The sequence below is a fragment of the Streptosporangium sp. NPDC023825 genome (assembly GCF_040639575.1).
Classification (GTDB): Bacteria; Actinomycetota; Actinomycetes; order Streptosporangiales; family Streptosporangiaceae; genus Streptosporangium.
Genome location: NZ_JBFAAE010000075.1, coordinates 1 through 14,164 on the forward strand (window position 1 = coordinate 1; position 14,164 = coordinate 14,164).

The following is a 14,164-nucleotide window of genomic DNA, read 5'->3' on the forward strand; positions in this document are numbered from 1 at the left end:
GTCTACAAGCTCCAGGGCCAGAGCCGCTACCTCATGATCGTCGAGGCCATCGGCTCCCAGGGGCGCTACTTCCGCTCCTTCACCGCCACCAGCCTCAACGGTTCGTGGACCCCGCAGGCCGCCACCCAGAGCAACCCGTTCGCCGGCAAGGTCAACAGCGGCGCCACCTGGACCAACGACATCAGCCACGGTGAGCTGCTGCGCACCAACGCCGACCAGACCATGACCGTCGACCCCTGCAACCTCCAGCTGCTCTACCAGGGCCGCGACCCCAGGTCCGACGGCGTCGACTACGGCCTCCTGCCCTACCGGCCGGGCCTGCTGACCCTGCAGCGCTAACACCGTGACAGCCGATCCAGACCGGCTTCCCCTGCCGATCACCCCCTGAACCGGTCCCGGGCGCGGGGGAGGGAGCGCTCACCGCGCCCGGGACCTACCAACACCCCCCGCAAAACACGTTTCAGAGGGAGAAGACAGGTGAGACCTGCTCTGCGTACGGTCCTGTGCACCGTGGGCCTGCTTCTTGCGACCGTGTTGTTCCCGTCCCCGGCCAGGGCGGACAACCCGATCGTGCAGACGATCTACACCGCCGACCCGGCGCCGCTCGTCCACAACGGCCGCGTGTACGTCTACACAGGCCACGACGAGGACGGTTCGACCTACTTCACCATGCGCGACTGGCGCGTCTTCTCCTCCACGGACATGGCCAACTGGACCGATCACGGCTCGCCCATGAGCCTGGCCACCTTCGCCTGGGCCGACGCCAACGCCTGGGCCGGCCACGTCATCCCCCGCAACGGGAAGTTCTACTGGTACGTGCCGGTGCGAAACCGGGCGACCGGCGGGATGGCCATCGGCGTCGCGGTCGGCGACAGCCCCACCGGGCCCTTCCGGGACGCGCTGGGCCGCCCGCTGGTCGAGAACGGCGAGATCGACCCGCACGCGTTCATCGACGACAACGGCCAGGCCTACCTCTACTGGGGCAACCCCCGCCTGTGGTACGTCCGGCTCAACACCGACATGATCTCCTTCTCCGGCGGCCCGACCCAGATCCCGCTCACCACGGCGGGGTTCGGCACGCGGAACGGCAACGCCAGCCGCCCCACCCTCTACGAGGAGGGGCCGTGGGTCTTCAAGCGCAACAACCTCTACTACAACGTGTTCGCCGCCGAATGCTGCTCGGAGTTCATCGGCTACTCGACGGCCCCCAGCGCCACCGGGCCGTGGACCTACCGGGGAACGATCATGCCGAGGCAGGGGTCGAGCTTCACCAACCACGCCGGGATCGTCGACTTCGCCGGTAACTCGTACTTCTTCTACCACAACGGTGCCCTGCCGGGCGGCAGCGGTTACACCCGCTCGGTGGCCGTGGAGAGGTTCGCCTACAACGCCGACGGCACCATCCCGACCATCAACATGACCACCGCAGGACCACCGCAGGTCGGCACCCTCGACCCGTTCGTCCGCCAAGAGGCCGAGACCATGGCCTGGGCATCCGGGGTGGAGACCGAAGCCTCCGGCGAGGGCGGCATGAACGTCGGCTTCATCGAGAACGGCGACCACATCAAGGTCAAGGGCGTCGCCTTCGGCAACGGGGCGTCCTCCTTCACCGCCCGGGTGGCCTCGGGCACCAGCGGCGGCCGGATCGAAGTCCGCCTCGGCAGCGCCACCGGCACCCTCGTGGGCACCTGCACCGTCCCCGGCACCGGCGGCTGGCAGAGCTGGACCTCGGTCACCTGTCCCGTCTCCGGTGCCACCGGCACGCGTGACCTCTACCTCCGGTTCGCCGGCAACAGCGGCTACCTGCTCAACCTCAACTGGTGGCAGTTCACCCCGAGCGGCGGCAGCGGCGGGAACCTGCTGGCCAACGGCACGATGGAGGACGGCACGACGAGCTGGACCAGCTCCGGCGGCACCCTGTCCTCCGCCACCGATGTGGCTCACGGCGGCAGCCGGTCCCTGCTCAACTCCGGCCGTACGTCCGCCTGGCAGGGCCCGCACCAGAACGTGACCGCGCGGCTCACCAACGGCAAGAGCTACACCACGAGCGTGTGGGTCCGCTCGCAGAGCGGCACTCCCGGCGCGAAGGCGACGCTGGCGCTGACCGCGAACGGCACGACGAACTACGTCCAGCTCACCCCGGCGCAGACGGTCAACGCCAACGGGTGGACCCAGCTCACCGGCACCGCGACGGTCTCGTGGACCGGGACGCTGACCAACGCCTCCTTCTACGTCGAGACGGCCGCGGGCACCGACAACCTCTACATCGACGACGCCTCCTTCCAGTGACGGGAGACGCGCCGTGCCAGGACACCGATCACCGCTGACGGCCGTCGCGGTCACGGCTCTCGTCGTCCGGCGGCCGGCCGGCGAGAGCACCACCTTCGTCTCGCCCCGGTGGAACGGCTCGTCCGCAGCCTGCACGAGCACCACCTTCGGTCCCATGACCGGCGACAGCGCGACCACCCCCCGGTCCTCTGCGCCTGACCCTCACCAGGAGCGACATCCATGAGAAAACAACGAGCACGTGTGCTGCTGAGCCTGGCGGCGCTGGCCGTGGCGCTCACCCCCGCCACCCAGGCGCAGGCGCTGGAGAACGGCGTGGGCCGTACCCCGCCGATGGGGTGGAACACCTGGAACACCTTCGGCTGCAACATCAACGAGACCCTGATCAAGCAGACGGCCGACGCCATGGTCAGCAACGGCATGCGCGACCTGGGCTACCAGTACGTCGTCGTCGACGACTGCTGGATGGACCCCAACCGCGACTCCGCCGGCAACCTCCAGCCCAACCTGTCGCGGTTCCCGAGCGGCATGAAGGCGCTCGGCGACTACCTGCACGCCAGAGGGCTGAAGTTCGGCATCTACCAGGCGCCCTTGGACAAGACCTGCGCCCAGTACTTCAATTCCTACCCCGGCGCGACCGGCAGCCTCAACCGCGAGGTCCAGGACGCCCGGCAGTTCGCCGCCTGGGGCGTCGACTACCTGAAGCACGACTGGTGCTCCCCCACCGGCACCATCAACGACCAGGTGCGCATCTTCGCCAAGATGCGCGACGCGCTGGCGGCGACCGGGCGGCCGATCCTCTACAGCATCAACCCCAACAGCATCCACGAGAAGACCGGCCCGCAGCGCAACTGGGGCGATGTCGCCAACATCTGGCGGACCACCGAGGACATCACCAACAAGTGGGACACCGGCCAGACCAACGGCTACCCGATGGGCATCCAGAACATCGTCAACGTCACCGTCCCCCTGGCGGGCTACGCCAAGCCCGGGGCGTTCAACGACCCCGACATGATGGAGGTCGGCCGTGGCGGCATGACCGACACCGAGATGCGCAGCCACTTCGCGCTCTGGGCCATGATGGCCTCGCCCCTGATCGCCGGGAACGACGTCCGGAACATGGACAGCGCGACCAGCACCATCCTGAAGAACCAGAACCTGATCGCCATCAACCAGGACACGCTCGGCCTCCAGGCCACCCAGATCAGCAACGACGGCACGCGCCGCATCCTGGCCAAGCGCCTGAGCAACGGCGACGTCGCGGTCGCCCTGTTCAACCAGGGCGGCAGCACCACCACGATCAGCACCACCACGTCCGCCATCGGCCTGTCCGGCAACTCCTTCGGCCTGCGTGACGCCTGGAGCAACGCCGTCACCTCGACCACCGGGAACATCTCGGCGAGCGTGCCGGCGCACGGCACCGTCGTGTTCCGGGTCAGCGGCGGCACGCCCGACCCTGACCCGACGCCCACCCCCACGCCCACCGCGTCCACGACCCCGATCCGGGGTGTGGGGTCGAACCGGTGCCTCGACGTGACCGGCGCCTCGCAGGCCAACGGCACCCTGGTGGTGATCTGGGACTGCAACGGCCAGAGCAACCAGCAGTGGACCTCCACCGCCGCCGGTGAGCTGCGGGTCTACGGCAACAAGTGCCTGGACGTCAACAACAACGGCACCGCCGACGGAACCGGCGTCCTCATCTGGGACTGCAACGGCCAGAACAACCAGAAGTGGCGCTTCAACGCCGACGGCACCATCACCGCCGTCGGTGCGAACAAATGCCTGGACGTCGCCGGCAACGCCACGGCCAACAACACCAAGGTCCAGATCTGGACGTGCACCGGCGGCGCCAACCAGCGCTGGAACCGCGGGTGATCCTCTCGCCCGCCGCCCCCTGAAAGGCCGTTCGACGGTCTTGGCGGGCAGAGGTCCCTGACCGGAGCCGAGCCCTGCCGCCCCCTTCCGACCGGGCGGCAGGGCTCGCGCGTTCGTGGTCGGCGGCCGGTTCCGCCGCCTGCGCGCGGACCGGGGAAGGGCCGCGCGACCGGGCGTGCGCGTGGACGGCCGGCGCCTGCCCCGTCCTCGCCGCGGCGCGGGAGCGACGGGGTCGAGCGGGTCCCCCGCCCTCAGCCGAGCGGTTCGAGCCGGGTGCGGGGGCCTTCCAGGCGCAGTCTCGACATCGGAGCGGGTGTCCCGCCGAAGTGGGCCCGCTCGGCCGGGCCCCGGTAGTCGAGGAAGCTGACCACGCGCAGGTCGTCGAGCACCATCCAGGCGTAGGCCTGGTCGGGCTGGGCCCGCGGGTTCCCGATCACCAGGCCGGAGCCGTTCAGGGGTTCGTAGGGGCCCTCCATCGTCGCGGAGACGAAGCCGTACAGGCCGGTCGGGGCGGCGCCCTCCGGCTCGAACGACTGGCGGTGGGTGCAGAAGAACAGGTAGTGCAGGCCGCCGTGGACCACGATGTGCGGGCGTTCGATCTCGCGGTTGATCCCGTCGGCGACCAGGAGCGGCGGGCGCAGCGGCCGGCCCTCGGACTCCGGGCCCGCCAGCGCGACGGCGCCCATGTGGCGGTCGCCCCACGGGACGGAGGCCGCGATCAGCAGGTGGCCCCGGAACCAGGCGGGGTCGCGGAAGGCCCGGATCCGCCCGGGCCCCCCTTCGTGTGAGTCTGCCGGAAGGTAGAACTCGCCGCCGGGACGTACGATCTCCCGGTGCTCGGCCGGTCCCGGCCGCCCGGGGCTCCCGTCGAGCGGCAGGCGCGCCTCGATCACCCGTTGCACGAAGGTCGGCCGCTTCTCGTCGCGGTGCCCGGCCGCGGTGTAGAAGACCGACACGGTGCCGTCCGCACGACGGATCGCCGTGCCGGACCACTCGCGGCTGCCCGGCGACTCCCCGTCGCGGAAGACGTCGCCGAGGTCGGCCCACGTGCCCTCGTCCGGGGTGAGCAGGCGGATGCGGGCGACGTCGTGGCGGTCCTCCGGATGGCCGGTCGCGGGGGCGGTCAGGCCCATCCAGAGTTCGCGGCCGTCGAAGAGGGCCGTGGCACCGTCCTCGTCCTGGATCGGCCACATGTCCCACAGGTCCAGGCCGGGCAGCGCCGCCTCGACGGGGCCGAGGATGGGCGGCGCGGTCGTCGCCGGGTCCTCGGTGATCAGGTCGAGGTGGCGGCGCGTCCACCGGGTCGTCGTGCTCACTCGTTCTCGTTTCCGTTCAGGGCCGCTCGGGCCAGTTCCGCCGCGCCGGTGATCCCGGACAGGTTCCCGAGTGCCGGCGGGGTGATGACGGTGTCCAGGGGGTAGCCGCCGGCCAGTTCGGCGGTGCGGGCCCGGACCAGGTCGAGCAGGCCTGGCCGGCCGCCGACCCCGCCACCGATGATCACCGCCTGCGGAGACACGACGGCGGCCAGGTTGTGCACGGCCAGCGCCAGGTACTCCGCCTCCAGTTCCCACGGCTCGCCGTCCCCGAGCTCCTGGGCGGGCCGCCCCCATCGCCGCCGCATCGCCGTCCCCGAGGCCAGCCCCTCGAGGCAGTCGCCGTGGAAGGGGCACGCGCCGGGGAAGGGATCGCGCGCGGTGTCGTGAGGCAGCCGCATGTGCCCGGCCTCGGGGTGGGTGCGCCCGTGCAGCGGGCGCCCGCCGACGATCACCCCGACCCCGACGCCGGTGCCGACGGTCATGTAGGCGAGCGTGTGCAGTCCCCGCCCGACGCCGTGGCGCAGCTCGCCGATGGCGGCACCGTTGACGTCGGTGTCGAGCCCGACCGGCACCCCGAGCCCCTCCCGGAAGGGTGTCACCACGTCGGTACCCGACCAGCCGGGTTTGGGGGTGGTGGTGATGCGCCCGCTCGCCAGGTCGACCGGCCCGAAGGTGGCGACGCCGACCGCCGCCGGGGCGGGATGGCGGCGGAAGAAGCCGACGGCGGCCGGGATGGTCTCGTCGGGGGTCGTCGTCGGGACCACCTCGGTGGCCACGATCCTTCCGTCGGTGTCGGCGAGCGCGCACACCCATTTGGTGCCGCCGGCCTCGACTGCTCCGTACATGGTCATCCCTTCAGTGAACCCTGGAGCAGAGCCGTGACGAAACGCCGCTGGAAGATCAGGAAGACCGCGAGCGTGGGTGTCAGGATGAGCAGCGAGCCCGCGCACAGCAGCGGGATGTCGGTGCCCCACTGTCCCTGGAAGGCCCCCAGGGCCCCGGACATGGTGCGTTGCAGCGGGTCGTCGACCAGCACGATGGCCAGCAGGAACTGGTTCCACGTCCACAGGAACAGCAGGATCGCCAGCGACGAGGTCGCCGGGGCGGCCAGCGGCACGTGCACCCGCCAGAAGAGCTGCCAGGTCCCTGCGCCGTCGATGCGGGCGCTCTCGGACAGTTCCTCGGGCATGTTCACGAAGTGGGCCCGCATCCAGAACACCGAGAACGGCATGAACAGCCCGATCAGCGGCAGGATGATCGCCCACCGGGTGTTCAGCACGCCCATGTCGCGCACGAGGTAGTAGAGCGGTGTGATGATGCCCTCGAACGGCAACGTCACCCCCAGCAGGAACGCCACGAAGACGAACCGCCGCCCGGGGATGCGCAGGTGCCCGATGGCGAACCCGGCCATGGTGGCCATGACCAGCGAGATCGGCACCACCCCGAGCACGATCAGCGCGCTGGAGGTGAGCAGCTCGGTCATCCGGGCGGCGGTGAACGCGGTGACGAAGTTGCCCCACTGCGGGTCGTCGGGCCACTCGAGACCCAGCGGGTAGCTGCCCGAGGGGTGGAGCGCGGTGACGAGGAGGCTGACGAACGGCATCAGCGTGGCCGCCATCAGTACCAGCAGCAGCACCCGGCCGGTCCAGGCCTCACGACGGTCGAAGATCATGATTTGCGTTCCCTGGTGAGCCACTGGATCGGCAGTGCGCACGCGATCACCAGCACGGTGAGGATCACCGCGAGGGCCGAGGCGAGGCCGACCTGGCGTTCGGAGAAGGCCAGATAGTAGATCTCCAGGCCGGGCACCATGCTGGCGTTGCCGGGCCCGCCCTGGGTCGAGACGTAGACGATGTCGAAGCTGGCCAGCGCGGCCACGACCGTGACGGTGACGCAGACCCCGATCTCCTGCCGCAGGCTGGGCAGGGTGATCGAGAAGAACTCGCGGAAGGGTCCGGCGCCGTCGAGGCGCGCGGCCTCGTACAGGGCCGGGTCGATCTTGCTCATCCCGGCCAGCAGCAGGAGCGTGCACAGTCCCAGGAGCACCCAGGCGCCGATCACCCCGACCGCCGGCAGAGCCGTCGAGAAGTCGCCCAGCCAGGCGCGGGTGATCCCCTCCAGCCCGACGGCCGTGAGGAACTGGTTCACCAGGCCGGTCGAGGACAGCAACCAGCTCCAGGTGATCCCGGCCGCGACCAGCGGGATGACCTGCGGCAGGAAGATGACCGTACGGGCCACCAGCGCGAGGCGGCTGGTGGCGATGCGGCGGATCGTCGCCGCGATGGCCAGCCCGAGCACGACCGGGACCGCGCTGAAGAACACGATCAGCTTCACCGCGTTGAGGATGGAGGCGAACAGGTCGGGGTCGGTGAAGACCCGCAGGTAGTTCTGGACCCCGGCCCAGGTGGCCACTCCGATGCCGTCCCACTTGTAGAGGGAGTACTGCACCGTCATGGCCAGCGGCTGGATCACGAACACGACGTAGAACGCGGCCGCGGGCAGCACGAATATCCAGCCGGCCCATCTCGGCCCGCTCCGCCGTCTGGCGGCCGCCTTCACCTCAGCCTCCCTTGACCTGGCTCTGGTAGTCGGCCTGCACGCTCTTGAGCAGGCCTTCGGGGGTCTGTTCCCCGGCCACCAGCTTCTGCAGGTTCGGGGTCCAGCTCTTGGCGTAGATCGCGCCGGTGGCGTTGGCGATGAAGTCCATCGCGCCGTTGTCCTGCGCGATCCGCGCGCCCGCCGCGAGGGTGCTCGCGGTCACGCTGTCCTCGGCCACCGGCGGCATCGGCCCGTCGGCCGGGCCCATCGGGTGGGAGCCTCCGACCTGGACGCCGATCGTGCGCGCCTGCGTGTCGGTGGCGACCCAGTCGAGGAACGCGGCGGCACAGTCGGCGTTCTTGGCGTTCGCCCCGATGCCGAACGCCAGCGGGGCCGACATGGTGGCCCGCTTGCCGCCGGCCTGGGCCGGTGGCATCAGGAAGAAGCCGATGTCGCCCGCCATCTTCTTGTCGAGGTTGCCCGACTCCCAGTCGCCGTTGAACATGAACAGGCCGTCGCCGCCGATGAAGCGGCTCATCATCGTGGCGTAGTCGACGGCGTTGACGTCCTTCCAGAAGTATCCGGCCTTGATCCACTTCTCCAGGTGCTGAGCCGCCTGGAGGTTGGCCGGGGTGTCGATGGTCGCGCCGGGTTTCTGGAAGATCCACTCGTTGATCGGCGCGGGCGGGCCGTAGGAGGCCATCAGGTCCTGGAGCGGGAAGGCCAGGCCGCCGGTCGCGCCGCCGTTGAACTGGGCGATCGGGACCAGGCCCGCGTCCTTGGCCTTGGCCATGGCCGCGTCGAGGTCGGCGAGGGTCTCCGGCGGGTCGGTCATGCCGATCCGCTCGGCCAGCTTCTTGTTGTAGAACACGCCGGTCATGGAGAAGTTCAGGCCCATGGCGTGGAGGGAGCCCTCACCCCGCACGGCGCCGCCGGGCGCCATGCGCATCTGTTCGAGCTGGGAGGCGGGCCACTTGTCCCAGCCGTAGACCTTGGCGTACTCGTCGAGGTTCTTGAGGAGGTTGTTCTTGACCAGTTCGGAGACCTGGGGAAGGCGCATCAGGTCCGGCGGGTCGTCGGCCAGCACGCGCGGGGCGTTCTGGGTGATCACCGCGAACTGGTCCTCGCGGATGTCCCAGGTGACGTTCGGGTGCTGCTTGGTGAACTCGGCGGTGAGCGCCTTGGGCAGGGGGAATCCGGTTTCGAAGTAGCCCTTCATCGTGACCGGCGCGGTGCCGCAGGTCGGCGCGGCCGACAACGACGACGCGGCGGCCGTCGGCTGCGCGGTGCCGCTTCCCGGCGCCGCGCAGGCGGCGGCCAGGCTTCCCCCCAGGATGACCACCATCGCCACGCGGCTCCGGCGGGAGTGAACTCGACGAGACATGGTGCGTCTCCCTTTGCTAAATCGGATTAGCGATGCGATAGTCTCATCGCACGCATCCGATGGTGTCAAGGCCCCGTAATCCGGTCGGAATGGTGGAGGTCTCTCCCGTGAGTCGACGTCGGGTCACCTTGGCCGATCTGGCCCAGGCGGCCGGAGTGTCCCGTACCACCGCCTCGCTCGTGATGACGGGCAGGGGCCGCGAGCTGCGCATTTCCCACGACGTCGAGCAGAGGGTACTGCGTGCGGCGGACGAGCTGGGCTATCGCCCGAACGCGGTCTCCGTCGGGTTGAGGACCGGGACGACCCGCACGATCGGCTTCGTCTCCGACACCGTCGCGACCTCCCGCCTCGCCGGAGACATGATCAAGGGCGCCCTGGAGGCCGCCCGCGAGCGCGGCGTGATGTTGTTCATCGGCGAGACCGAGGGCGATCCCGAGCTGGAGCGCGGCCTGCTGCACGCCATGCAGGACCGCCAGGTCGACGGCATCATCCTGGCCGCCATGTACACCCGGATGATCAAGGTCCCGAAGGACATCGGCCCCGCCGTGCTGCTCAACGCGCTGCCCAAGTCGGCCTCCGGCCTGCCGTCGATCGTGCCGGACGAGGTCGGGGCCGGCCGCTCGGCGGCCCGGGTGCTCCTGGAGGCGGGCCACCACGAGGACGTCTACCTGATCGGGGCCGGACCGAGGTCGCGCGACGTGCCCGCCGCCCGCGTCGCGGCGGTGGAACGCCTGACCGGCATCGAGGAGGCCGGCCTGAGGATCGCCGGAGCCCGAGTCTGCGCCGACTGGCAGCCCGAGGAAGGCCTGGACGCGACCCGGTCCCTGCTGGCCGGCCACCGGCCCCGGGCGCTGATCTGCCTCAACGACCGGCTTGCCCTGGGCGCCTACCAGGCGTTGAACGACGCCGGGCTCTCGGTTCCCCGGGACGTGTCGGTGGTGTCGTTCGACGACCACCCCATCGCGTCGTGGATGCGCCCCAAGCTGACGACCGTGGCGCTGCCGCACTACGAACTGGGCCGCAAGGCGGTGGAGGTGCTGTTCGCCCAGATGGGCGAGCAGGCCGAACCCGGCCGGGTGCACCGGGTCGCCATGCCGGTGAGACACCGGGAGTCGGTGGCGCCCTCGTGACCCGCGGAGGATGAGCCGAGGACCTTGACGGTCAGGCCGGCGGCCGAGGCGCAGGCGCGGTGGCCCTGCTAGCGCGTCCCGGCCGGCCTAGGAGGACCGGGAAGCCACTCCCCGGTCGGTGCAGAATCCCGTTCGCTTTGATTTCAAGCACAGCAACCCGAGAAGGGCACCACCCGGATCCACGACGGCGAGGCGGCGCCGGCCGGACGAGACCATGGCCGCGTGCACCTGGGCGAGACTCTCGTTCGGCCCGACCGTGCGCCCGCCCAGTCGTGCGAACCGCAGCGCGGGCGCGGCGCGGGGAGCCCCGATGAGGTCGCGCCGGTCGAGCGTCCCGCGCAGCGTCGTCCCTTCGACCAGCAGCAGCAGATGGACGTGCGCGTTCTCGAACGCGGCCGACGCGTCGGCGACGGTCGTCTCGACCGGATGCAGCTTGGCCGTACGTATCATCGCCTCCCGAACGGTGCGGCCGTACGTGTCGACGGGAACGTCCGATACCACTCTCACGGCCTTTCAGCTGCCGGGCGGCCCATGCACGGCCGCGGGTTTCGTCGCGGGCGACGCGGATGCCCCGCCCGCCGGCGGGGGTGGGTCACGGAGGCGTCCGCCGTTCGGGCGCGGCGGCCGGCGGGTGGCCTTCTCCGCGACGGCCGGGACACGGCCGGGCCCCGGACTCCGGGCTGCGGAGTCCGGGATCGATCGCCGACGCCCCAATTGTTGGGGGCGCCGGGTGCCGGCGCAACCCGGCGGCGGTCTCGTCCTCGGCCGCGCCGGCCGCCGGGTGTCCGCCGTCGAGGGTTTCCGCGGGCATCTCGCGGGGGTGCGGCCCAGGTCACCCGCCGGGTCGCGTCGAACGGCCTCACCTGGGTTCGGCGAGCGCCACGAGCCGCGCGGGTACGTGCTTGTGCCAGGGCGTCCCCGCGTAGGCGTCGCGGTCCTGGCCGGAGGTGAGTTCGTTGGGCGCGATCCCGGTGACGACCCGGCCGGCCTCGGGGTCCAGATGGTCGACCCCGAACCCGTTGGGCAGCGAGATGTGCCCGGGACGCATCCGGTCGGTCGGTTCCACGACGACCTCGACGCTGCCGCGCCGGGTGGTCAGCATCGCCCGGTCGCCGGCGGTCACTCCCAGGCGTTCGGCGTCGGAGACCGCGATCCGCAGCGCCCCGCCCGTGTCGCGTCCGCGCCAGTCCGGGTCCCGGATGATCGTGTTGGCGGTGAAGGCACGCCGTTCGCCGGCCGACAGCACGAACGGCCATTCCCGGTCGCCTGCGGGTTCGGGCCGGTCGGCGAGTCCGGCCACCTCGGCGAGGAGCTCGGGGACGTGGAGCTGGATGCGCCGCCCCTTCAGGCGCCGCCAGGTCTCCTCCTGTACGTCGTCGGTGGTGACCAGACCGTGCGGGCTGGAGACGATCGCGTCGAAGAGCCGTTCACCGGCTTCCAGGCCCTCGCCGTATCCTGCCCGCTTCACCCCCGCGGGGTTCTCCTGGACGAAGCCGTGCGCCGCGCTCCACAGCACCGCCGCGGCCGCGGCGCCGCCGGGCAGTGTCGGCCCGAGCGTGCGGTAGAGCAGTACCGGAGCCAGCCGGGCGAGCTCCGGTCGCGCGCCGAGGGTGTTCAGGAACGCCTCGGCGAACGCCGCACGGCCCCGGGCGGCCGCTTCCCGCAGTGGCTCGACGACCTCCGGGGGCAGCGCGCCCGAGGCCTCCACCAGCCGCGCGTGGATCTCCGGCTCGGGCAGCGGCCCGTCCGGCGGGTCCACGACCGGCCGGCGCAGATGGAAGATGTTGCGCGGGAAGTCGAAGGTGAAGAACGTCGCCTCCCACTTCTCGAACTGGGTCGGCGCCGGGAGCACGTAGTCGGCGAGCCTCGCGGTCTCGGTCATCGCGACGTCGATGACGACCAGCAGGTCCAGGGCCTCCAGCGCGGAACGCATGGCCGGCGAGTCGGCCAGGGAGTGCGCGGGGTTCGCGCTCTCCACCAGCATCGCCCGGTAGCGGGCCGGGTGTTCGGTGAGGATCTCCTCGGCGATCACGTTGCAGGGCACCAGCCCGCTGATGATCTTCGCTCCGGCGACCGGGCTGACCGGCCCCTCGCCGACCTTGTGCCCGCGATCTCGGGCGATCGGCGCCAGGTTGGAGAAGGCGTACTGCGTGCCCTGCCTGCCGAGGTTGCCGGTCAGCAGCCACAGCAGCCGCTGGAGGTAGGAGACCACGGTGGAGTCGCGGTTCATCTGCACGCCCAGGTCCTCGGTGACCGCCACCGAGGCCGCCGAGGCGATCCTGCGCGAGGCCGCCCGGACCAGGTCCTCCTCGACGCCGGCCGTCGCGCAGTAGCGGCTCACCGGCACGGCCGACAGCGTCCTGCGGACCTCGGACAGCCCGTCGGCGTGCTCGGCCAGCCAGTCCTCGTCGACCAGCTCCTCCTGGACGAGGACGGCGGCCATCGCGGTCAGCAGGTAGACGTCGGTCCCGGGCCGTACCTGCAGGTGGAAGTCGGCCAGCTCGGCGGTCTCGGTCCGGACCGGATCGATGACGATCATCGACCTCGCCGGGTCCCTGCCGATCTCCTTGAGCACCGTGCGGGCCCGGGGGAATCCGTGGGACTGGTAGGGGTTCTTGCCGACGAACACCGCGACCTCGCAGTGCTCGACGTCGGAGCGGGTCGGCGCGCCGAGCATGCGGGCGCTCACCCAGAACTCGCCGGTCTTCTCCTGGGCCAGGGCGCTGGAGCGGTATCTGGCGCCGAAGGCCTTCATCGTCGCCGTGGCGTAGGATCCGCCCAGGTGGTTGCCCTGTCCGCCGCCTCCGTAGTAGAAGATCGACTCTCCGGGCAGCGCGCCGAGCCGGGCGGCCACCTCGCCGATCGCGCTCTCCCAGGAGATCTCCTCGAAGGTCCCGTCGGGCCGCCTGCGCAGGGGCCGGGTCAGCCGCTCGGCGCGCCCGTTCTGGTAGCGGTCGAGCCGCAGGGCCTTGTTGCAGGTGTAGCCCCGGGAGGCCGGGTGCAGCCTGTCGCCACGGATCTTGTCGAACGACCCGGACGGGCCGACCAGGATCTCGACACCGCAGTTGCATTCGCACAGGATGCAGGCGCTCGGCCGCCACTCGCCCATGATCAACCCTCTCGATGCTCGGTGAGTTCTTTTTTGGAACTTAGTCAGTTCCGGAAAAGAACTCAATAAACTCCTGGCATGCGCTGGAAGGACATCGGGGACGTCGACTGCTCGGTCGCCCGCACCCTGTCGGTGATCGGTGACCGCTGGACCATGCTCGTGCTGCGCGACGCCTTCCTGGGCGTGCGGCGCTTCGAGGACTTTCGGAACGACCTCGGCCTCTCCCGGCACCTGCTGGCCGACCGGCTGGGCACCCTGGTCGAGCACGGGATCCTCGAGCGGCGCCCCTACAGCGAGCGGCCGCTCCGGCACGAGTACAGGCTGACCGCCAAGGGCCTCGACCTCTATCCGGTGATCATCTCGATCGCCGGCTGGGGCGACCGCTGGATGGCGGGCGAGGACGGCCCGCCACTCCCCCTGCGCCACCGGAGCTGCGGCGAGATCATCGCCCCGGCCCTGACCTGCCCCTGCTGCGGCGAACGAATCGACCCCCGGCAGATGACCCCGGTCAGCCGGTGACCCGCGC

At 70.8% G+C, this 14,164-nt stretch carries 12 protein-coding genes; 5 read left to right on the forward strand and 7 right to left on the reverse strand.

What is annotated here, in order from left to right; genetic code table 11:
* The 3 genes from AB0G15_RS38335 to AB0G15_RS38345 all read left to right on the forward strand — a co-directional run.
* Positions 1-339, forward strand: a 339-nt coding sequence (locus AB0G15_RS38335) for a non-reducing end alpha-L-arabinofuranosidase family hydrolase (protein ID WP_362850006.1), incomplete at its 5' end; no start/stop codon positions are given.
* 138 nt (positions 340-477) lie between these two features.
* Positions 478-2,289 (forward strand): family 43 glycosylhydrolase, encoded by a 1,812-nt coding sequence (locus tag AB0G15_RS38340; protein WP_362850009.1) that lies wholly within the window; start codon positions 478-480, stop codon positions 2,287-2,289.
* A 219-nt stretch (positions 2,290-2,508) separates the two neighbouring features.
* Complete coding sequence (locus AB0G15_RS38345) at positions 2,509-4,161, forward strand: lectin (protein WP_362850012.1); 1,653 nt, start codon at positions 2,509-2,511, stop codon at positions 4,159-4,161.
* 251 nt (positions 4,162-4,412) lie between these two features.
* On the opposite strand, the gene AB0G15_RS38350 is transcribed toward AB0G15_RS38345, so the two are convergent.
* From AB0G15_RS38350 to AB0G15_RS38370, 5 genes are read right to left on the reverse strand one after another with little or no spacing between them, the layout of a single operon-like run.
* Complete coding sequence (locus AB0G15_RS38350) at positions 4,413-5,477, reverse strand: glycoside hydrolase family 68 protein (protein ID WP_362850015.1); 1,065 nt, start codon at positions 5,475-5,477, stop codon at positions 4,413-4,415.
* Positions 5,474-6,322 (reverse strand): ROK family protein, encoded by an 849-nt coding sequence (locus tag AB0G15_RS38355; protein WP_362850017.1) that lies wholly within the window; start codon positions 6,320-6,322, stop codon positions 5,474-5,476. The genes AB0G15_RS38350 and AB0G15_RS38355 overlap by 4 nt, the downstream gene beginning before the upstream one ends.
* 2 nt (positions 6,323-6,324) lie before the next feature.
* Positions 6,325-7,149, reverse strand: coding sequence for a carbohydrate ABC transporter permease (locus tag AB0G15_RS38360; protein WP_362694454.1), 825 nt, complete (start codon positions 7,147-7,149; stop codon positions 6,325-6,327).
* Positions 7,146-8,036: a sugar ABC transporter permease gene (locus AB0G15_RS38365; RefSeq protein WP_362850020.1), complete on the reverse strand. Its 891-nt coding sequence runs from the start codon at positions 8,034-8,036 to the stop codon at positions 7,146-7,148. Before AB0G15_RS38365 ends, AB0G15_RS38360 begins: the two co-directional genes overlap by 4 nt.
* A gap of 1 nt (position 8,037) precedes the next feature.
* A complete protein-coding gene (locus AB0G15_RS38370) occupies positions 8,038-9,399 on the reverse strand; it encodes an extracellular solute-binding protein (RefSeq protein ID WP_362850022.1) in 1,362 nt (453 codons plus the stop codon).
* Between the two features lie 107 nt (positions 9,400-9,506).
* Here AB0G15_RS38370 and AB0G15_RS38375 point away from each other — a divergent pair, with 107 nt between their 5' ends.
* Positions 9,507-10,529, forward strand: coding sequence for a LacI family DNA-binding transcriptional regulator (locus AB0G15_RS38375; protein ID WP_362850025.1), 1,023 nt, complete (start codon positions 9,507-9,509; stop codon positions 10,527-10,529).
* A gap of 87 nt (positions 10,530-10,616) precedes the next feature.
* On the opposite strand, the gene AB0G15_RS38380 is transcribed toward AB0G15_RS38375, so the two are convergent.
* Together AB0G15_RS38380 and AB0G15_RS38385 are read right to left on the reverse strand one after the other, a co-directional pair.
* A complete protein-coding gene (locus tag AB0G15_RS38380; RefSeq protein ID WP_362850027.1) occupies positions 10,617-11,036 on the reverse strand; it encodes a CBS domain-containing protein in 420 nt (139 codons plus the stop codon).
* A 352-nt stretch (positions 11,037-11,388) separates the two neighbouring features.
* The gene (locus AB0G15_RS38385; protein WP_362850030.1) at positions 11,389-13,638 is read right to left on the reverse strand and encodes a molybdopterin-dependent oxidoreductase; all 2,250 of its coding nucleotides are present in this window, start codon (positions 13,636-13,638) and stop codon (positions 11,389-11,391) included.
* A gap of 78 nt (positions 13,639-13,716) precedes the next feature.
* Between AB0G15_RS38385 and AB0G15_RS38390 the strand changes: the two genes are divergently transcribed.
* A complete protein-coding gene (locus tag AB0G15_RS38390; RefSeq protein WP_362850033.1) occupies positions 13,717-14,157 on the forward strand; it encodes a helix-turn-helix domain-containing protein in 441 nt (146 codons plus the stop codon).
* The last annotated feature ends 7 nt before the right edge of the window (positions 14,158-14,164 follow it).